Below are 21,004 nucleotides of genomic sequence, written 5' to 3' on the forward strand. Positions count from 1 at the left end.
AAGTTGACAGTTTCAAGGTTCCATTTCGCGAAAAATGATCTTTAGTTCATATGTTTCATTTGCCTGTTTATCCCATCCCGAACACGGACCACAGCATGCGCAATGCGGTCAGAAATAAGAAGAGAGCGAAGGCGAGCTTTAGACGTGCTGGGTTTAAACTATGCGCCAGCTTGGACCCCAAAGGCGCGGTCAAAACACTGACCGAGAAAATCAGCACCGCGGCTGGTACGCTCACATACCCGAAGGAATAAGGAGGTCGGCCATCCACATTTAGGCCTGACCAGATAAATCCGCACACCGCGGGCACGGCGATCACCAGCCCAAAGGCCGATGCCGTCGCAACCGCGCGATGCACTGGGAAGGAAAATGCGCTGAGGACCGGCACCGACAATGTGCCGCCACCGATACCCATGAGGGCTGAAAACCCGCCAATACCCACGGGCACAGCCCCTGCCCCAACGACGCCAGACGGCAGCGACTCGGACACAACCAGCGTTTTCGGAATCGCCATGTTGATCGCGACCGCCAATGCGACAAAGCCGAAGATGAGGGTCAGAACTTCGGCATTGAGGACTTTGGACAGCAGGCCGCCAACCAGCGCACCCACAAAGATTAGAGGCGCCCAACGCTTGAGCAGACTAACGTCGATCGCGCCGCGCCGATAATGGGACCGCGCAGAAGAAATGGAAGTCGGAATGATTGTGCACAGAGATGTCCCGACAGCCAGATGCATCGCCACTTCCTGCGGAACCTGAAGAAAATCAAATAGCAAAAACAGCACCGGAACGATGACAATACCACCGCCCACACCCAGCAACCCCGCCAACACACCCGCTAGAGCGCCGGTGACAAGCAAGCCGACCGCAAGCTGAATAAGAAGGGTTGTTTCGTAAGGCATTCTGATCTTCCGACTCGTGGTTTCCAAAATTGATAGCAGAAATGTATACGTATTCAATAATATTTTTTCATATTCCCAAAACGCCCAATATTTGTTAGTGAGTCCAAATGAATACGAAACCAAAAAAGCTCAGTAGCGTCGACATCGCCCGACTCTCAGGGGTTTCACAGGCGACGGTGTCGCGGGTTCTATCGGGCAGCGATGGCGTTAAAGCCGCGACCAAAGAAAAGGTCATGCAGGTGGTCAAGGCCCACGGCTACCGGCCGAACGCCTTCGCCCAAGCCATGCGCACCAACCAATCTGCCGCCGTGGGGGTCGCAGTTTCGCGCGTCACGAACCCCATTGTGCCAGAGATTCTAGAAGCTCTCACCCGCAGTTTCACCGCAAAGGGCCGTCGGGTGGTGGTGTGGAATACGGACGAAAACGGACAGGACGGTCTTATCAGCGCGATCCGTTCTGGGCTTGTTGACGGTTTGGTATTCACTGCCGCCAATCAACAAAGCGAAGCGGCAAAAGCGGCGCATGAAGCGGATATGCCGCTTGTCTCAATCAACCGTTCTTTTGACGAACTGGACTGCGATCAGGTGGTCTCGACCAATCACCAAGGGGCTTTTGATCTGGCAGATTACTTGGTGAAGTGCGGACGCAAGAAAGTGGCGTTTGTGAACGGCCCTAAGGACCGCACCACTTTGGCGGATCGCGAACAAGGGTTCCGAGAAGGGTTGCGCGCCGCTGGAATCACGCCGGATCCAGATCTCTTTTTTTCGCGCCCCTTTAAGGACAATGCCTTTCGCCAATTGGGTATGGATATTTTTGGTGCCGACAATCCGCCCGACGCGATTGCCTGCGGCAATGACTTGATTGCCATTCAGATTATGAATGGTTTGAAGGCTGCCGGGTGCCGCGTGCCCGAAGACATTTGGGTGGTTGGCTTTGACGGGATTGAGATGGCCGGTTGGGATATCATCAGTCTCACAACGGTACAGCAGCCCATCGAGTTGATGGCAAATAATGCGGCGACGTTTTTGCTCGACCGTATTGAAGGAAAGCGGACCGAGACGGAGACCATCCAATATCGAACTGAACTTAAGGTGCGCGAGACGACGGGTTTCACTCCGGCACCTTAAGATGGGGCAGGCTTAGCAAGCGGCCATGAGCCGATAGGCAATTTGCGCAGCGGTGAAATCCCACGCAGCATTGCCATCCGGCGCAAGCTCGACCACGTCCAAGCCGACACATCTACGGCCCTTGAGGGCGTGTTCCACCAGTCGCAAAGCTTGATAGTAGCCTAAGCCGCCGGGCACCGGTGTGCCTGTCGCGGGCATCTGGCTTGGGTCTAACCCGTCCACATCAAAACTCACATAGACGTCTTCTGGGAAGTCGTCAGGGAGATCGACCTCGTGAATATTACCCACGACGAGTTCTTCCGCATCTTTGAAGAAAACGCTGTTGGCTGCGCGGCTGTCCATTTCTTCTTGGCAAAGCGCGCGGACACCAAATTGTGCAAGCCGCACCCCTTGCTCGGACAAGAGATGCATGACTGAGGCATGGCTGTGCTTATTACCTTGATAGGCAACCCGTAGGTCGGCATGGGCATCGATTTGCACGAGGCCAACCGGTTTATTGAGTGCACGTGCTACACCCATCACGGCTCCATAAGAGAGCGAATGTTCTCCGCCTAAAGTGACAGGGACCTGCCCCGCTAGGACCGCTGCGTTAGTGCGCGCAGCGATGCGCTCCATTACATCCGGCAAATCACCGGTGCAATCGACAGCTTCTTGGGTGAACACACCATCTGCGCAGGGCTCTTGGCCATTCGTGATCCGTTCGAGCTCATTGGATGCTTCGATAATTGCGGCTGGGCCGTTCTCTGTGCCTGAACCGTAAGAAACGGTGCGCTCGAGTGGCACCGGGATGATTTGGAAACGTCCGGCGGAGCTGCGTTCTTCCGCGCTAAGTTCGCCATCGAGAAAAACACTCATGACAGACGGTCCTTGAAATCTGCGTAGCTAAATTCGCGGATGATCTTCAGCTCATCCGTGCGGCTGTCCCAGAGGGCAATGGCTGGAAGAGGTACGCCATTAAACGTGTTGGTTTTCACCATGGAATAATGTGCCTGATCCAAGAATGCGAAGCGTTGCCCAACGGCGAGCGGCTTGGGCCATGTGTAGTCACCGATAACGTCACCAGCCAAACAAGACGGGCCGCCCAAACGGTAGGTCGTCCCGTGTTGGGCTTCCCCAAGCAATGCCGGACGATACGGGGCTTCAATCACATCAGGCATATGGCAGGTGGCCGAAATATCGGTGATTGCGATCTGCTTTTCATTGATAAAGGTGTCGAGCACTTCGCCCACCAGAATACCTGCATCCAAAGCGATGGCTTCGCCGGGTTCTAGGACGACTTCGATCTCGTATTTGTCTCCGATATCCTTAATCAGTTGGATCAGCACATCGCGGTCGTAGTCCGCACGCGTGATGTGGTGCCCACCTCCAAAATTCAACCATTTCAATTGCTTGAAATAGGGCAGCAGCTTGAACTCGATCGCGGACCAGACATGCATTAGCGGTTGAACACCCTGCTCGCAAAGCGTGTGCATGTGGATGCCATTCACCCCCTGCATGGCCTCTGGGGTAAGCTGACTGATGGGCACTCCAAGGCGCGAGAATTGCGCGGCGGGATCGTATTTTGGAACCTCGCCCACGGAATATTCCGGGTTGATGCGCAAACCCACATCCACCCCTGCGGCTTGGCATTTGGCAAGGTAACGGTCTTTTTGCGCGACGCTGTTGAAGATCACTTGGTCAGAAAGTTCGATGATCTCGTCGATCTCACTGTCTTTGTAGCCCGCACAGAACGTCGTGACCTCGCCGCCATATTCTTCACGCGCGAGACGTGCTTCATAGATGCCGCTGGCGCAGGTTCCCGCAAGATATTTGCCGATTAAGGGCGCAAGAGAGAACATCGAGAAGGCTTTGAGTGCCGCCAGAACCTTGGCACCGGAGCGGTCAGAGACGTCTTTGAGAATTTCCAGATTGGCTTCGACCTTCGCCGCGTCCACGACAAAACAGGGCGATGGGACGCGGGAGAGGTCAAAGGACGTAAACGCGCCTGGGTCGCCGGCCTGGGTGGTCATCATTTCGGGCATTGGTGGAGCCTCCTGTCGGAGGCTGCCGGGGGCTCTGCCCCCAGGGTCGAAAGCGGGGCTTTCGACCTCCCCCGGAGTATTTTTTCAAAGAAGAAGGGGCCGTTTAGGCCCGTCTATGCGTTTCAAAAGTCGACGGGAGCGTCAAGCTCGTGCACCTGCCATGGAAGGCCGTGTTCGTTGAGCATATCCATGAAGTCATCTGGGTCCAATTGCTCCATGTTCCAAACGCCCGGCTCTTTCCAATTGCCTTTGAGGAGCTGAGCCGCGCCAATCATTGCAGGCACACCGGTTGTATAGCTCACCGCTTGGGACCCAACTTCCGCGTAGCACTCTTCGTGGTCACAGATGTTGTAGATGTAGTAGGTTTTCTCGCCAGACCCGTCTTTGGCTTGGCCTGTGGCGATATCACCAATGCAAGCCTTGCCTTTGGTCAGCGCGCCAAGATCACCGGGATCTGGCAGCAGGGTTTTCAGGAACTGGATCGGGATGATTTCTTTGCCATCATGCATCACCGGATCGATGCGGGTCATGCCGACGTTTTGCAGCACGGTGGCATGCATGATGTAAGCATCGCCGAAGGTCATCCAGAATCGTGCACGTTCGATTTCCGGGAAGTGCGTGGACAGGCTTTCCAGCTCTTCGTGATACATCTGATACATGTTCTTTTCGCCAACACCTGGGAAGTCGAAAGTCACTTTGTTGGTCAAGGCAGGGCTGTGCTGCCACGCGCCGTTTTCCCAGTGGCGCACCTCTGCGAGCACTTCGCGCAGGTTGATTTCCGGGTTGAAGTTGGTGGCGAAGGCCTGACCGTTATCACCACCGTTTGCGTCCAGAATGTCGATCTGGCGAATGGTGTCGAGCTTGTGCTTCTTCAGCCATGTGGCAAACACAGATGTCACGCCCGGATCGAAGCCCGATCCCAAGATTGCGGTCAAACCTGCATCGCGGAAACGGCCCTGATAGGCCCATTGCCAATGGTATTCGAATTTAGCCACGTCTTCTGGCTCATAATTCGCCGTATCCAGATAGTGGCAACCCGCCAGCAGGCAAGCATCCATCAGTTTCAGGTCTTGATATGGCAGCGCAAGGTTCACCAGCAGTTCCGCACCGGTTTCGCGGATCAGCGCAGCGGTCGCTTCCACATCCATTGCGTCCAGTTGAGCGGTCTTAACCGTCACCCCAGTGCGCTCTTTCACGGCAGCTGCGATGGCGTCACATTTGGACTTCGTCCGACTGGCCAAGGTGATATCGGTGAAGATATCCGCGTTCATTGCCATTTTATGCACGGCCGCGTGGGACACGCCCCCTGCGCCAACAACCAGTGTTTTGCCCATGATCAGAACTCCTGAATGAGGTGGTTATTCGTAATATGTATAGCCGTTGATAGAGTCACGGTAAGCCCCCATCAGCGTTTTACGGTCTTTGGATTTCAGCGCGCCGGTGGAGATTGCCTCATCCACCATTTTGCGAAATTCTGCGACGCAGTCCTGAGGGTCAAACTCCACATAGGACATGACCTCGGAAATGGTGTCGCCTTCTTGTTCATGCAGCAGGTCAAAACCGCCGTCCGCACGTAGGTCAATTGTGACTACATTTGTGTCGCCAAAGAGATTGTGCAGATCGCCCAGGGTTTCCTGATAAGCGCCTACAAAGAACACTCCCATGTAGTAGGGTGTGTCTTCGGGCAGCGTGTGCACTGGAAGGGTCGGCGCGACGCCATCCGCAAGGATGAAACGGTCCACTTTTCCGTCGCTATCGCAGGTGATGTCGGTCAACACCGCGTGACGGTCCGGCGCTTGGTCCAGCATCTGCAAAGGCACAATCGGGTGCAGCTGATCAATCGCCCAGACATCCGGTAGGGATTGGAAGAGCGAGAAGTTGCAGTGATAGATATCTGCAAGTTTCGTCAGTTGCTCATCGCTGATCTGGATGTCATCAAAGCCCGCATGTTCTTTGATCCGCGCCATGAGGTGCAGATAAATGCGTTCCGCCCGGGCCATCTGGCGCAGGTCGATATAGCCGCGATGGAACAAAGCGCGCAGTTCATTGCGGTAGAAGTTCGCGTCATTCCAACACTCTTGCAGACGCGCGCCGGTGATGTAGCCGGTGATCGCCAGTAGGTCAGAGATCAGGTGATGATCACCCTCTTCCGCTTCTGGCGCGGTGGGGGCGTCGTAATGGGTGGCTTCCAACACGTTGAAAATCAACATGGATGAGGTCGCGACCACCGCTCGGCCGCTTTCGGTCACCAAGGTGGGGTGATCGATCTCTGCGCCATCCATGGCATAGGCCACGGTTTCCACCACATTGGTGCAATATTCGCGCATGGAGTAGTTGATAGAGCTGTCCGTCGCCCGGTTTTCACCGGTGTAGTCGACGCCCATGCCACCGCCAAGATCAAGATGGGTGAGCGGAACGCCCTCTTGAGTCAATTCAATGTAGAACCGACAAGCTTCGGTGACAGCGCGGCGCACATCGTTCACATCCGGCACCTGACTGCCCAGATGGCTGTGCTGCAGCTTTAGACAATGCAATAGGCCTGCATCGCGCAGTTTATCCACCATCAAAACCAGTTGGTCCGTGTTCATGCCGAAGGCCGACCGGTCGCCCGAGCTCTTTTCCCATTTGCCAGAGATCTGGTTGGTCAGTTTCACCCGCACCCCAAGCATCGGGTCCACGTCGAGCTCTTTGGCAACTGAGATCACTGTGTCGACCTCTTTCGGGCTTTCCAGAACGATGGCCGTGTTAAAACCAAGCTTGCGCGACAGGATGGCGAGGCGAATGAATTCTTCGTCTTTGATGCCGTTGCAAACAATCAGCGCCTCGCGAGAGAGCCGGTGCGCCAAAGCAATCACCAGTTCTGGTTTCGAACCTGCCTCCAAGCCATATTCAAACGGGCGGCCGAATTCGACAATCCGGTCCACCACTTGGGCTTGTTGGTTCACCTTGATCGGGAACACTCCGCGGTATTTTCCGCGATACCCGACCCGCGCGATTGCTTCATTGAAGCAATCGTTCATGTGTTTGATTTCATGCTCCAAATAGGACGAAACCCGCAGGATCATCGGCACTTGAACACCGCGATCATCCAGATCTTCCAAAATCGCCGGTAGGCTGACCGATGGCGCATCGGGGTTCAGCGGGTTTTTAAGCCCGATCTCTCCCTTGTCATTTACGACAATGAGGTTCTTGCCCCATTTTTTGATGCCGTAGACGTCATGTGGCGCTGCATAGGTCTTGTTCAATCAGGTGTCCCCCGAAAAGAGCGGTTGGTCAGGTAGATGGCGCGGTTTAGTGGGGATTGGCGATTCTTCCAAGTAGAAATTAAAACGCTTTGGAGCAGCATCAAAAAGATCACCAAAACAGTCTAGGCGCACCGTTACATTTCTATAAAGTCAGCGCCACATGGGGTTTATGAAAATTCAAACCAAGCATCGCAAAGCAACAATGGCGCGCGATGAAGGAGGCAACTTTGAAGCAAAACCGCCGCGCTTGGCTTGGGATTACAACTGCATTTCTTGTAAACGGGGTATTCTACGGTATCTGGGCCGCACGTATTCCAGCCGTCGCCGAAACCTTCTCACTGACCCACAACCAACTTGGCCTGCTTCTGTTGCTCTTGGCGCTTGGAGCGATTTTGTGTTTCCCCATTGCAGGGCGCATGGCGGATCAACACGGGGCAGATAAGATCACCCGGCTTTTGACTCTGGGCAAAGCGATCTCGATGCTGGGTCTCGCAATTGCACCCAATATTTGGGGCGTCGCGTTTGCTTTGTTTTCGTTTGGAGCCTGCCATGGGGGAATGGATGTGGCGATGAACGCATGGGCTGCGGATGTCGAGCGCAAGGCGGGGCGTGCCTGGATGCCAAGCTTTCACGCCATGTGGAGCCTTGGTGCGGGCATTGGCGCCTTTAGTGGGTCTTTGGCTGTTTCATCAGGCCTCGCATATCCTTGGCAGTTCGCAATCGCAGCGCTCATTGTTCCGATACTCGGATTTTGGGGTATGCGATTTCCTTGGACAAAAACCCTGCGCGAGCTTCCAGAGAAAACCCCGCTTTTCCCAATCCCAAGGGGCATGCTTTTGTTGGTTGGGGTATTTGCCATGTGCACAACCCTTGGGGAAGGCGCGATGGCGGATTGGAGTGCGATTTATCTCATTGAAGTCGCCCTTGCTGAGGAACAAACCGCGCCACTTGCCTTGGTTGTGTTCTCCAGCGCCATGGTTGGGATGCGGTTGGCGGGTGGGGTCGTCATTCAAAATCTTGGCTCACAGCGCGCCGCTATTGGCAGTGGCGTCGCGGCCGTTATTGGCACGGGTATTGTAGTCTTTGGCCCAACAGTGCCGGTCATCCTGATCGGCTGTCTTTTCATGGGATTGGGATACGCACTCGCTATGCCGCTTGCCTTTGGCCGCGCAGGCAACGATCCCAACGTGCCACCCGCCCAAGCCATCGCAAGCGTTGCGACGCTCGGCTATGGGGGCATTCTGCTTGGCCCACCGGTGATTGGCTTTTTGTCTGAATTGGTTTCCCTGCGCGGCGCTTTCGGAGTGCTCTTGGCCTTGGCTGTGATTATGTTGACCATCGCGCCGTCGCTCCGCCCAGAGGCAGAGACACGTTAATCAGCGGTCCAATCGACATCGTCCGCTTTCTCGATTGAAAGCATCCCATCCGGCCACGGCACCATCAACGCGCGCGCGGCGTCCAGGTCATTGCCCAACCAAAGAGGTACATCTTCGGGTCTTAGCAACACGCCCATGCGGTGATGAATGTCTGCGACGTCTTTATTGGGCTCGCAGGTCACCATGGCAACCTGCTTCACGTCTCGACCGCCCGGGGCTTTCCAGACATCTGTGATCGCGGCAAAAATCAACGGCGCATTGCCATGGATGCGCCAAGCGGTTTTGCGGCGTTTTTCGCCGGTCCATTCATACCAGCCATCCACGATCACCACTGCACGCCCGACACCATCAAATGCCGCTTTGTCAAAGACCGTCTCTGACCTGGCATTGATGATGGTTTCCATCACTGGTCGTCCCCGCGCATTCACGCGACCCACAGGAATGATGCCCCAGCGCATTGGCTCAAAGCCATCCGTCGTGAGTGCGATGACGTCCTGTCCCGGCTGAATATTGCGACGTGGCTTCGCTTCTGGAAGCGCCTCATCTGCGCGCCCAGCAAATTTGGCGATGTCCGCCAAGGGCGTCGTCAGAAAGAAACGCCCCGGCATGATCAGCTTCCTTTGACTTGTTCGATCAGGGACAAGACGTGCGGACCCAGGCTCTCGACAATGCGTGCAACACCCTCTGAGTTCGGATGAATGCCATCTGCTTGCATGAGTTTTTGCACTTCAGACGGGTCAACGGACCCCAGCCCTTCCAAGAAACTCGGCGCCAGAAGAGTTTCGTAAGTCTGCGACAGTTCCGGATACATGCCGTCAAATGCTTCTTTGTAGTCAGGCCCAAAGTTGCCCGGGGCCTGCATGCCCACCAGCAGCACATCTACGTCCTGTGCAGCAGCAGCGTCCAAAATCCCAGCAAGGTTAGCTTTTGAAGCCGCAGGGTCAATTCCGCGCAACATGTCATTGCCACCAAGGGCAACGATCATCGCGTCCACATCCGGCGTCAGCGTCCAAGCAGCCCGCGACAGACCACCGGCAGTGGTGTCCCCGGAAACGCCCGCATTGATCACTGCTACCTCAGCGCCCTGCCCCGTCAGCCACGCCTGAAGTTGCGGCACAAACCCTTGCTCTGCCTGCAAACCATAGCCTTGGGTCAGGCTATCGCCCATGGCCGCAATCGTGACCGGCTCTGCAAAAACCGCGGTGGTCGACAGCAAAAGCACAGCACTCGCCTTGCTCATGGCACTCAAGGCCCCATATTGGCGTTTAAGATTGATCAACAGGCATACTCCATGGACACGATCCTCTCTCTCAAAGATGTGCATTTGGCGCTGGAAGGCAACGCCGGGCTGGTAGAAATTTTGCACGGCATTTCTATGGACGTCCAAAAGGGCGAAACATTGGGGCTGATTGGGCCGTCCGGTTCGGGAAAATCATCGCTCTTGATGCTGATGGGCGGGCTGGAGCGTTCAACAGGCGGTACGATCACCGCGTTGGGCCAAGATATCACCCATATGGACGAGGATGCATTGGCGCGGTTTCGCCGTGACCACATGGGCGTGGTCTTCCAAAGCTTCCATCTGATCCCAACCATGACGGCGCTGGAAAATGTCGCCACACCACTGGAACTTGCGGGTCACAAAGACGCCTTTGAGCGTGCGGAAGCAGAGTTGGAAGCGGTCGGTCTGGGACATCGCGCAGATCACTATCCCGCCCAAATGTCTGGTGGCGAGCAGCAAAGGGTCGCACTTGCCCGTGCTTCCGCCCCACGCCCGCAGATTTTGCTAGCGGATGAGCCGACCGGCAACCTGGATGGCACCAACGGTGCGGCGATCATGGATTTGCTATTTGGGCTGCGCGACCGCCATGGGGCGACCTTAATCCTGGTGACCCATTCCAACGAGCTGGCAAACCGCTGTGACCGGGTTATTCGCCTGCGCGATGGTCGTGTGGACACAATGAAAAAGGCCGCGGAATGAGCCTGCGGACAGCGTCAAAATTTGCCCGCCGCGAGTTGCGGGGCGGTCTCAAAGGTTTTCGGATTTTCCTTGCATGCTTGACCCTAGGTGTCGCTGCCATTGCGGGCATTGGGTCGGTGCGTGAAAGCATCCAAGCGGGCATCACCTCCCAAGGCACCCAACTATTGGGTGGCGACGCGGAAATGGAATTCACCTATCGCTACGCGACAGAACCTGAACGCGCCTGGATGGCTGAGAACGCCAGCGCGATTTCTGAGGTAGTAGACTTCCGGTCCATGGCGGTGGTCACACGCGGCGGCGAAACCGAACGCGGCCTCACCCAAATCAAAGCGGTCGACGACGCCTATCCGCTCGTAGGCGAGGTCGTCCTTGATCAGCCGATTTCGCTAGAAGACGCCTTGGGTTCGCAGAGCGGCCTCCCGGGTGCAATCATGCACCCATTGCTTGCGGATCGGCTGGCACTAGACATTGGGGATACATTTGCCCTTGGGCGGCAAGAGTTCCGCCTGTCTGCGCGACTGACCAGCGAACCGGACAATGCTGGCGGCGGATTTGGCCTTGGACCGCGCACAATTGTGACGACGGACAGCTTAGCCGACTCGGGGCTGTTGGCACCCGGCACGTTGTTTGAGACGCAATATCGCTTGATTTTGAACGATGTCAGCGATCTCGACGCGATCAAGACCGATGCCGAGTCCAAGTTTGAAGAGACCGGCCTGAGATGGCGCGACAGCCGCAACGGCGCACCGGGCGTGGCGGAGTTTGTGGAACGTCTGGGATCGTTTCTGATCCTTGTCGGACTGGCAGGTCTTGCAGTCGGTGGGGTCGGTGTTTCCGCTGCAATCCGTGCCTATCTCGCAGGAAAAACCCATGTGATTGCCACCCTCAGATCTTTGGGCGCTGATCGCTCTACGATCTTTTTAACCTATTTCATTCAAATCGGCGTACTCAGTCTTTTGGGTATCGCGATGGGTTTGCTGCTCGGCGGCATCGCACCAATCGCGCTGGGGCCGATTATTCAGGCAGCCCTGCCCCTTCCCGCAGTCATCACGCTTCATCCGCTGCCGCTTATGGAAGCCGCAACCTATGGCTTGCTCACCGCGTTGATCTTCACCCTCTGGCCCTTAGCCCGCACCGAAGACATCCGCGCCGCAGAATTGTTTCGTGACTCCATGAATGCAGCCAAGGGCCTACCGGCCCTGCGCTATCTGCTGGCCACGGGCCTCTTGGTCGCCTTGCTTGTAGGTGCCGCGAGCTATTTCTCTGGCTCTGTCAGCCTCACCCTCTGGACCACCGGCGGCATCGCAGGCGCGCTCCTGTTGCTTGCGCTTGCGTCCCTCCTGATCCGTTGGATCTCGCGTATCACAGCGCCTCGTGCGCGCCGTCGCCCAGCCCTCCGTTGGGCCCTCGCTGCGATCAGCAGCCCGCGAGAAGGCGCAGCTTCTGTGGTGCTTTCGCTTGGTTTGGGTCTTTCGGTTCTTGCTGCCGTTGGCCAAATAGACGGCAACCTGCGCGCGGCCATTGCGCAGGACCTTCCCGACATCGCCCCAAGTTACTTTTTTGTTGATATTCAACGAGACCAGATGCCGGGTTTTTTGGAGCGTGTCGAAGGGGATCCAGCGGTCAGCAATGTGGAAAACGCGCCGATGCTGCGCGGGATCATCACCCAGATCAATGACAAACCCGCCTCGGAAACCGCAGGCGATCATTGGGTCATTCGTGGGGATCGCGGCGTGAGCTATGCTGGGGCGCTCCCTGAAACGACAACTCTTACGGCCGGAGAGTGGTGGGGCGAAAATTATACCGGCGACCCGCAGATCAGCTTCGCCGCGGAAGAAGCCGAAGAAATGGGTTTGAAACTTGGCGACCAGATGACGGTGAACATTCTGGGCCGAGACATCACCGGCACCGTCACAAGCTTCCGGGACGTCGATTTCTCGACTGCTGGAATGGGCTTTGTGCTGGTCATGAACGAGGCCGCCTTAGCGGGCGCACCTCATAGTTTCATCGCGACGGTTTATGCAGAAGAGCAAGCCGAAGCGCAAATCCTGCGCGATGTGTCAAACGCCTATCCCAACGTGACCGCAATTCGCGTGCGTGATGCTATTGATCGTGTGACAGAAGTGCTCGGTTCCATCGCCGCCGCCACCGCCTACGGCGCGGCAGCAACCCTATTAACTGGCTTCCTCGTTTTGATTGGCGCCGCAGCAGCAGGCCAACAAAATCGCACCTACGAGGCGGCCATTTTGAAGACTCTTGGTGCCACGCGTCGCCGCATTCTGCTCAGCTTCACAATGCGCGGGGCTTTGCTCGGCGCGGCCGCGGGCATTGTCGCCATTGCTGCAGGCATCTTGGGCGGTTGGGCCGTCAGCCACTTTGTCCTGGAAAGCGATTTCAATGTGATCTGGAACAACGCGCTTGCGATTGTCCTCGGCGGCATTGCCGCAACGCTCCTTGCGGGTCTCGCCTTCGCTTCAGGCCCCCTAAAAGCGAAGCCCGCGGGCATTCTAAGAACCGCGGACTAAGCTTCTTCTTTGCAAAAATACTCCCGCCGGAGGCAAAACGGCCCCCAATTGGGGGCCGTTCTCTTTTTACTCTGCCGCTTCCGCGTATTCATCCATTGGCGGACATGTGCAGACCAAGTGCCGATCGCCAAAGGCGTTGTCGACCCGGTTCACCGGCGGCCAATACTTATCCACGCGGAAGGCACCAGGAGGGAAACAACCCTGCTCACGGCTGTAAGGACGATCCCAATCTTTCACCAGATCTTCCATGGTGTGAGGCGCGTTTTTCAGCGGGTTATTCTCCGCATCACTGTCACCTTTTTCGATGGCAGCAATCTCATCACGAATGGCCAACATCGCATCACAGAACCGATCAAGCTCCGCCTTGGTTTCAGACTCCGTTGGCTCGATCATCAAGGTGCCCGCAACCGGCCAAGACATGGTCGGCGCGTGGAAGCCACAGTCGATCAGACGTTTCGCGATATCTTCCACCGTCACGCCAGCTCTGTCTGCAAAAGGACGCGTGTCGATAATGCACTCATGCGCAACACGACCGGTCGGCCCTTTGTAAAGAACGTCAAACGCCCCTTCCAACCGCTTCGCGATATAGTTGCCGTTTAGAATTGCAACGCGGGTCGCTTGGGTCAGGCCATCCCCGCCCATCATCAGGCAATACGCCCAGCTGATCGCCAAGATCGAAGCAGAGCCCAGTGGTGCCGCAGAAACAGGACCTTGCGTGCCTCCCGTTTCGGGGTGACCCGGCAAATGCGGTGTCAGGTGCGCTTTGACACCAATTGGTCCCATGCCGGGGCCACCGCCGCCATGCGGGATTGCGAAGGTCTTGTGCAGGTTCAGGTGGCTCACGTCACCGCCCAGATCGCCGGGACGGGACAGGCCCACCATGGCGTTCATGTTGGCGCCGTCAATATAGACCTGACCGCCAAAATCATGCGTGATTTTGCAGACCTCATGCACGGTTTCCTCAAACACACCATGGGTCGAAGGATAAGTGATCATACAGCCCGCGAGGTTCTCGCCGTGCTTCTCAGCCTTGGCGCGGAAGTCTTCCAGATCGATATCGCCGTTTTCAGCGGATTTCACCGGAACAACTTTCCAACCCACCATCTGAGCGGAAGCCGGGTTCGTGCCATGGGCACTCATCGGGATCAGGCAGATGTTGCGATGCCCTTCACCATTCGCGCGGTGATAGGCGGCAATGGTCAACAGACCCGCATACTCACCTTGCGCACCAGAGTTCGGCTGCATGGAAATCGCGTCATAGCCCGTGATCACACAGAGCTTGTCCGAGAGATCATCCACCATCTCTGTATAGCCTGCCGCCTGCTCGCTTGGGGCAAACGGGTGCATATGCGCAAATTCAGGCCAGCTGATCGGCATCATTTCTGCCGCCGCGTTCAGCTTCATCGTACAAGACCCCAGCGGGATCATTGCCCGATCCAGCGCCAAATCACGGTCCGCCAAACGACGCATGTAGCGCATCATTTCGGTTTCCGCCCGGTTCATGTGGAAAATCGGGTGGGTCAGGTACTCGGTGCGGCGGTGCATGTTCTCCGGCACCCGGTAGCCTGCGTCGGTTTGTCGTCTTTGGTTTCAATTCCAAAGGCGCGCCAGACACCCTCAATCACATCAGAGCGCGTGGCCTCGTCCAGCGTAATGCCCACGCGGGTTTCACCAACTATTCGCAAGTTGATGTTCTCGTCCCGTGCTGATTTCATCACGGCGGCTTGCAAAGGCCCAACATCCACGGTGATCGTGTCAAAGAAGGATTGTGGATCCACCTTGAAGCCCGCCGCTTCAAGACCATTTGCCAAACGCACGGTTTTGCGGTGAATACGCTGCGCTATGGCCTGCAGGCCTTTCGGCCCATGGAAGACCGCATACATAGAGGCCATAACCGCCAGCAGCGCCTGCGCCGTACACACGTTAGACGTCGCTTTTTCACGGCGAATATGCTGCTCACGCGTTTGAAGCGAGAGACGATAAGCACGGTTGCCATGCGCATCCACTGAGACACCAACCAAACGGCCTGGCATCGCGCGTTTATAGGCGTCTTTGGTTGCCATATAGGCCGCGTGCGGACCACCGGCACCCATTGGAACACCGAACCGTTGGGTGGAGCCAACAGCAATATCTGCGCCCATGGCACCCGGTTCTTTAAGCAGTGTCAAAGACAGTGGATCAGCTGCCACAATCGCAATTGCTTTGTTCTCATGAAGTGCTGCGATTTCATCGGTGAAATCTCGCACATGGCCATAAGTCCCAGGGTATTGGAACAATGCGCCAAACACTTTGTCCGCCTCTAGCTTGGCCGGATTGCCAACGATAACTTCAATGCCCAGCGGTTCCGCGCGAGTTTTCACAACAGCGATGTTCTGAGGATGGCAGTCACGGTCTACAAAGAAGGCCTTTGCCTTGGATTTTGACACCCGCTGCGCCATTGTCATGGCCTCGGCACAGGCAGTTGATTCATCCAGAAGCGAAGCATTCGCCACTTCCAAACCAGTCAGATCGCTGACCATGGTTTGGAAGTTCAACAATGCTTCCAAACGACCTTGCGAAATCTCTGGTTGGTAAGGCGTATAAGCCGTGTACCACGCCGGGTTTTCCAAGATATTGCGCTGGATCGCTGGAGGGGTCACCGTGCCATGATACCCCTGCCCGATCAGGCTGGTCATCAGGGTGTTTTTCTCAGCGGTTTGGCGCATTTTGTAGAGCAATTCACGCTCTGACAATGGATGCCCAAAGTCCAATGGCTTTTCTTGACGGATTGATTTTGGCAGCGTGTCATCAATCAGATCGTCCAGATCTTTTGCACCGACAACGGTCAACATCTCTGCCATTTCAACCGGCGAGGGGCCGATATGGCGGCGATTGGCAAAGTCGTAGGGCAAATAGTCAGTAGGTTCGAAAGGCATCTTTGGCTCCAGTCGAAATGGGAATTGCAGCGAGGCTCAAGGCCAGGCGCGGGAGGAGACAAAAGCCCCCCACGCGGTTCTTGTTGAGTAGGGTTACCCGATGAAATCGTTGTAAGCCGCTTCGTCCATGTAGTCGTCCATCTGGCTCAGATCCGCGGCCTTCATTTTGAAGAACCATGCGTCGCCAATCGGGTCTTCGTTCACTTTACCCGGTTCATCCACCAGCGCTTCGTTCACTTCGACAATCTCGCCATCCAATGGCGCGAGAATGTCAGAGGCGGCTTTCACGGACTCAATCACGCAAACTTCGTCGTCTTTAGAGACTTCTGTATCGACCTCTGGCAGTTCGACGAAAACAACGTCGCCCAGCTGTTCCGCCGCGTGAGCGGTTACGCCAACCACAACAACGTCACCTTCGACGCGCAGCCATTCGTGCTCTTCTGTGAATTTCATGGGATTCTCCTGTGTATCTCGTGTTCAGCGTTTGAAATTGGCGGGGATAAGCGGCAGCTTTGCCACGGTGAGTGGCATGCGTTTTCCGCGGACTTCGCCATAAAGTTCGGTTCCGGTGGCGGCGTGGATGCTGCCGACATATCCCATCGCGACGGGTCCATTGACTGACGGACCAAATCCGCCGGACGTAACCGAACCGATCTGCTCGCCACCCTCTTGGGAGGCAAAAATCGGGGTTCCAGCCCGCATAGGCGCACGACCCTGAGGCAAAAAACCAACGCGTTTCTGGGCCACACCTTCCGCCAATGCGCTAAAGATATGTGGAGCCCCCGGGAAGCCACCTTCACGGTCGCCTCCGGCACGGCGCACCTTTTGCATGGCCCAAGTGAGACCCGCTTCGACGGGGTTGGTGGTGGCATCGATATCGTTGCCATAAAGGCAAAGCCCTGCCTCAAGGCGCAAGCTGTCGCGCGCCCCCAGGCCGATGGGTTCGACTTCAACCATCTCAAGCAGCGCCCGGCAAAGCGCCTCTGCCATGTCACTCGGCACAGAGATTTCGAACCCATCTTCGCCGGTGTAACCCGAACGGGAAATCCAACATTCTGCGTCCAGCAGGTTTGCGGTCACTACGTCCATGAAGGTCATATTGGCAACAAACGGATGCAAGCGCGCCAAAGCGGCTTCTGCAGCTGGACCTTGTAGGGCAATCAAAGCGCGGTCAGTGACGACTTCGACTGTCACGGCTGGCTCAAGCGCAGCTTTCATACGTGCGATGTCGGCCTCTTTGCAGGCAGCGTTCACGACCACAAAAAGATGGTCACCGCGGTTCGCAAACATCAAGTCATCCTCGATGCCGCCTTCATCATTGGTAAAGAACCCGTACCGCTGCTTGTCGGCATCCAAGCCAACCACATCCATGGGCACCAGTTGTTCAAACGCGTTGGCCACCGCGTCATAGCTTTCGCCACGCAGGATCACTTGCCCCATATGGCTTACGTCAAAAAGACCCGCCTGCCCTCGGCAATGTAGGTGCTCTTTCATAACCCCCAATGGGTATTGCACTGGCATGGAATAACCCGCGAATGGCACCATCTTAGCGCCAAGCTCTACGTGCAGATCAAATAGCGGCGTGTGTTCCAGATCACCCGTCTCAGCCATCATCATCGCTCCTTCTTTCCGGAGCAGACCTTTTTGGAAGGTGTCCGGCATCACATTTGCGCAAGTTCACACTTACGCGCGATGCCCCCTCTGTCCTTTCGCCTGAGATCGTTATCCCTTCGGCGGGTGCTCAAGCACCACTCTCCAGAGTTCAGCGGGTGACAGCGGTCCCTTTGGCCTGAGAGTTTCCGGGGCGGTTGCTCCTTCGGCACCGGGCTACCCGGTTCTCCCGAGTCACCTTAGCTTGACGGTGAAACTAGAGGGCAAAGACGACATAAACAAGCCTCTTTCCGACAGGCGTGACAGCAATTTGGATTTTTTTTGCCCTTTGCTCAATTTGTCAGCATCACCGCCGGAAGTGAAAAAGGGACATCAATCGCGCCTGACGCGCAAAAGGAGCATGGGTATGGTCTTTGCGCAATCCCATCACCCGTTTCGCCAATAACATGGCAATCAGAGCGAAAATCACACCGCCCAATGCTTGGCCAATAAGAACCCCCGGCGCGCCAAACCAGAGCGCACCGAAGTAGACCAGTGGGATCGTGCCCAAAGTGTTGCGGCCCCAGTTGAGCCACGTGGAATAAAACGGATGGCCCAAGTTGTTAAAGGCAGCATTCGACACGAAAAGCGCGCCATTAAAGAAGAACGCTAAAGCGAGCGGCCCGCAGAAAAGAAGAACCAAAGTCGCCGCCATGGTGCCGTCTGCGACGCTGAAGAGCGCAAGGATCGGACCTCGGAGCATGAATAGCAACGCGGTCATCCCAAGCACCCATATGGCTGTGAATAAAAGACTTTCGCGGAACGCTATGCGGACGCGATCATGCTGTCCCGCTCCAAAGTTTTGGCCGATCACTGGGCCGACCGCACCCGATAAAGCAAAGATCATTCCAAAGGCGACTGGCGTCAAACGACCGACGATGGCCATTCCGGCGACCGCATCCTCGCCATAAGTTGCCATTGTGCGCGTGACGTAGGCCTGCCCAATTGGCGTCGCCAATTGCGTTAGGATTGCAGGGCCTGCAATTCCGACGATGGCGGTTAAATCCACACGGAACTGGGCAGGCGTTGGTTTATCCAGCCCGTTATGGAAACGGATCACAGGATAGAGTGAACAGAAAGCAATCGCGAAACGAGCCGCCACAGAGGCCCACGCGGCGCCCGAAAGTTCCATATCCAAACCGAAAATCAAGATCGGGTCGAGAACCGCATTCACAGCGCCGCCAATAATGGTCGACATCATGGACCGCCGTGCGTCCCCGTGAGCGCGCAGAATCGCACCGCTGACCATACCAATCAGCAATATCGGCAGGGTTGGGATGATGATCTGCAGATAGCCGACAGCCAGCTCTAATGTGACCCCGCTCGCGCCCATAAGGCCTGCGAGATATTCCAAGTTAAACCAAACGATGGCTGAAAAAATCGCTGCAAAAATAAAGCCATAAAGCAAAGACGTCGCCGCGCGCCGCCCAGCCTTTTGCCGATCCCCTTCCCCCAAAGCCTGGGCCACCAGCGCCCCCGCCGCAATGGCCATGCCGATGCCGAAACTGGTGGTAAAGAACAGGATCGCGCCCGCATACCCTACAGCCGCCGCCAACTCGTCTTTACCGAGCATCGAGATGAACAGCATGTCCACCAAATCCACGAGGAAGATCGCCATGAGACCGATCGAGGACGTGGCAGACATTACCACCACATGCCGGAATAAGCTGCCGGTTAGAAATTTCGCTTGTGCTTCGGCCATGAGAGCCCCCGTTCTGTCCGTGGCCTAACAGAACACGGGGGCGAACCATTTCCAATCTGCAAAATTGCACAGTGACAATGGCTCAAACAAAAAGGCCGCCCCAGAAGGACGGCCTGACTATGGTTTCTTTGGGTTTTTAACCGCGGGCTTTGATCACCTGCAGCAACGGCAGAACCGCGGACATATCAGGACCGTGGCTCTGACCAGTCAGTGCCTTACGCAATGGCATGAAGAGACCACGCCCTTTGCGGCCCGTCGCTTCTTTCACGGCCTTGGTCCAGGTGCCCCAGGTGTCGCCGTCAAAAGGCCCTTCTGGCAGAAGCGTCATGGCCTGCGCGACGAATTCTTTATCCTCGTCATCAATCACTGGTTCTGCCCCATTGGCAAAGAGGTCCCACCAAGGGGCGATGTCTTTACGGGTCGTGATGTTTTCGCGCACAACCGTCCAGAATTGCTCTGCAAGTTCTGCTGGAACGCCCGCAGCGGCAACGTCTTCAGCGACACCGGACAGGTCCTGTTCTCCCAAGACACGGGCGGTTAGCGGATAGAGATCCTGTTCATCGAACTTGGTCGGAGCGGATCCAAATTGGTCCACGTCGAAGCCTTCGGCGATCTCATCAATCGAGCCGCGCAGTTCCACTGGTTGGCTGGAACCAAGACGTGCCATCAGGCTCAGCAAGGCCATCGGTTCGACACCGGCTTCGCGCAGATCACGCAAAGAAAGTGTGCCAAGACGTTTGGACAAGCTTTCGCCCTGCGGGCCGGTCAGCAGTGAGTGGTGAGCAAAGGTCGGGACGGTGCCGCCCAGCGCTTCGATCATTTGGATTTGGGTCGCCGTGTTGGTCACGTGGTCCGAGCCACGCACCACGTGGGTCACGCCCATTTCCGTGTCATCCACCACGGATGCCAACGTATAAAGGAACTGGCCGTCGCCTCGGATCAAAACCGGATCAGAGACAGAAGCCGCATCAATGGAAAGATCGCCCAGAACACCATCCACCCAATTGATCCGTGTTTGATCCAACTTAAAGCGCCAGTGCCCATTGCCGCGCTCAGCGCGCAGCGCCTCGCGCTCATCGTCAGACAGGTTCAGAGCTGCACGGTCATAAACCGGCGGCTTGCCCATGTTCAGCTGTTTTTTGCGTTTGAGGTCCAGCTCGGTCGGTGTCTCAAAACACTCATAAAACCGCCCCATCTCGCGCAGCTTATCAGCCGCCGCATGGTAACGATCCAGACGCTCTGACTGACGCTCGATCTTGTCCCAGGTCAGGCCCAGCCATTCCAGATCCTGCTGAATCGCATCCACATATTCCTGCTTGGACCGTTCCGGGTCCGTATCATCGATGCGCAGAATAAACGTCCCACCCGCCTTTTTGGCGATCAGAAAGTTCATCAGCGCGGTGCGCAGGTTGCCAACGTGGATATAGCCCGTGGGCGACGGGGCAAATCGTGTGGTGGTCATCAGAGTCTCCGTTGTTCGGGCCGCTCTGTCTCATATGGCGGTGGCTTTGTCCAGAAAATGCGCGGCCTAAGGGGATTTCAACGGCTCTTCGGCAGTAAGGGATGC

At 56.4% G+C, this 21,004-nt stretch carries 15 protein-coding genes, 1 pseudogene and 1 riboswitch; of the genes and pseudogenes, 4 read left to right on the top strand and 12 right to left on the bottom strand.

Features of this window, described 5'->3' with window-relative positions; all coding sequences use genetic code 11:
* Positions 1-67 precede the first annotated feature (67 nt).
* On the bottom strand, positions 68-898 hold the full coding sequence (locus tag TA5113_RS09930; protein ID WP_058315137.1) for a sulfite exporter TauE/SafE family protein: 831 nt from the start codon (positions 896-898) through the stop codon (positions 68-70).
* Between the two features lie 107 nt (positions 899-1,005).
* On the opposite strand from TA5113_RS09930, the gene TA5113_RS09935 reads away from it, so the two are divergent.
* Positions 1,006-2,025, top strand: a complete 1,020-nt coding sequence (locus TA5113_RS09935; RefSeq protein WP_058315136.1) for a LacI family DNA-binding transcriptional regulator — start codon at positions 1,006-1,008, stop codon at positions 2,023-2,025.
* Between the two features lie 12 nt (positions 2,026-2,037).
* On the opposite strand, the gene speB is transcribed toward TA5113_RS09935, so the two are convergent.
* The 4 genes from speB to speA all read right to left on the bottom strand — a co-directional run bounded on the left by speB (position 2,038) and on the right by speA (position 7,291).
* The gene (gene speB / locus TA5113_RS09940) at positions 2,038-2,880 is read right to left on the bottom strand and encodes an agmatinase (protein ID WP_058315135.1); all 843 of its coding nucleotides are present in this window, start codon (positions 2,878-2,880) and stop codon (positions 2,038-2,040) included.
* Positions 2,877-4,046 carry a carboxynorspermidine decarboxylase gene (nspC, locus tag TA5113_RS09945; protein WP_058315134.1) on the bottom strand — a complete coding sequence of 390 codons (1,170 nt, stop codon included), beginning with the start codon at positions 4,044-4,046 and terminating at the stop codon, positions 2,877-2,879. Before nspC ends, speB begins: the two co-directional genes overlap by 4 nt.
* A gap of 122 nt (positions 4,047-4,168) precedes the next feature.
* Positions 4,169-5,380, bottom strand: a complete 1,212-nt coding sequence (locus tag TA5113_RS09950) for a saccharopine dehydrogenase family protein (RefSeq protein ID WP_058315133.1) — start codon at positions 5,378-5,380, stop codon at positions 4,169-4,171.
* 24 nt (positions 5,381-5,404) lie between these two features.
* Positions 5,405-7,291 carry a biosynthetic arginine decarboxylase gene (gene speA, locus TA5113_RS09955; protein WP_058315132.1) on the bottom strand — a complete coding sequence of 629 codons (1,887 nt, stop codon included), beginning with the start codon at positions 7,289-7,291 and terminating at the stop codon, positions 5,405-5,407.
* Between the two features lie 227 nt (positions 7,292-7,518).
* Here speA and TA5113_RS09960 point away from each other — a divergent pair, with 227 nt between their 5' ends.
* Positions 7,519-8,667: an MFS transporter gene (locus tag TA5113_RS09960; RefSeq protein ID WP_245627157.1), complete on the top strand. Its 1,149-nt coding sequence runs from the start codon at positions 7,519-7,521 to the stop codon at positions 8,665-8,667.
* Here the strand turns inward: TA5113_RS09960 and TA5113_RS09965 are convergent.
* Both TA5113_RS09965 and TA5113_RS09970 read right to left on the bottom strand, forming a co-directional pair.
* Positions 8,664-9,275, bottom strand: coding sequence for an SOS response-associated peptidase (locus tag TA5113_RS09965; RefSeq protein WP_058315130.1), 612 nt, complete (start codon positions 9,273-9,275; stop codon positions 8,664-8,666). The genes TA5113_RS09960 and TA5113_RS09965 overlap by 4 nt on opposite strands.
* Before the next feature lie 2 nt (positions 9,276-9,277).
* A complete protein-coding gene (locus TA5113_RS09970) occupies positions 9,278-9,907 on the bottom strand; it encodes an arylesterase (RefSeq protein WP_058315766.1) in 630 nt (209 codons plus the stop codon).
* A 51-nt stretch (positions 9,908-9,958) separates the two neighbouring features.
* Here TA5113_RS09970 and TA5113_RS09975 point away from each other — a divergent pair, with 51 nt between their 5' ends.
* Together TA5113_RS09975 and TA5113_RS09980 are read left to right on the top strand one after the other, a co-directional pair.
* Positions 9,959-10,645: an ABC transporter ATP-binding protein gene (locus TA5113_RS09975; protein ID WP_058315129.1), complete on the top strand. Its 687-nt coding sequence runs from the start codon at positions 9,959-9,961 to the stop codon at positions 10,643-10,645.
* A complete protein-coding gene (locus TA5113_RS09980) occupies positions 10,642-13,170 on the top strand; it encodes an ABC transporter permease (RefSeq protein ID WP_058315128.1) in 2,529 nt (842 codons plus the stop codon). The genes TA5113_RS09975 and TA5113_RS09980 overlap by 4 nt, the downstream gene beginning before the upstream one ends.
* 66 nt (positions 13,171-13,236) lie before the next feature.
* Here TA5113_RS09980 and gcvP read toward each other — a convergent pair.
* From gcvP to gltX, 5 genes and pseudogenes are all read right to left on the bottom strand, one after another.
* A pseudogene (gene gcvP, locus TA5113_RS09985) lies at positions 13,237-16,085 on the bottom strand (aminomethyl-transferring glycine dehydrogenase).
* Between the two features lie 93 nt (positions 16,086-16,178).
* Positions 16,179-16,538 carry a glycine cleavage system protein GcvH gene (gene gcvH, locus TA5113_RS09990; RefSeq protein ID WP_058315126.1) on the bottom strand — a complete coding sequence of 120 codons (360 nt, stop codon included), beginning with the start codon at positions 16,536-16,538 and terminating at the stop codon, positions 16,179-16,181.
* 24 nt (positions 16,539-16,562) lie between these two features.
* Entirely contained in the window at positions 16,563-17,696 is a 1,134-nt protein-coding gene (gene gcvT / locus TA5113_RS09995; RefSeq protein ID WP_058315765.1) for a glycine cleavage system aminomethyltransferase GcvT, read from the bottom strand.
* 155 nt (positions 17,697-17,851) lie between these two features.
* A riboswitch (glycine riboswitch) is annotated at positions 17,852-17,937 on the bottom strand.
* A gap of 105 nt (positions 17,938-18,042) precedes the next feature.
* A complete protein-coding gene (locus TA5113_RS10000; RefSeq protein ID WP_058315125.1) occupies positions 18,043-19,437 on the bottom strand; it encodes an MATE family efflux transporter in 1,395 nt (464 codons plus the stop codon).
* A gap of 136 nt (positions 19,438-19,573) precedes the next feature.
* Positions 19,574-20,899, bottom strand: a complete 1,326-nt coding sequence (gene gltX / locus TA5113_RS10005) for a glutamate--tRNA ligase (RefSeq protein WP_058315124.1) — start codon at positions 20,897-20,899, stop codon at positions 19,574-19,576.
* Between the last annotated feature and the right edge of the window lie 105 nt (positions 20,900-21,004).

The organism is Cognatishimia activa (assembly GCF_001458335.1).
GTDB classification, from domain to species: domain Bacteria; phylum Pseudomonadota; class Alphaproteobacteria; order Rhodobacterales; family Rhodobacteraceae; genus Cognatishimia; species Cognatishimia activa.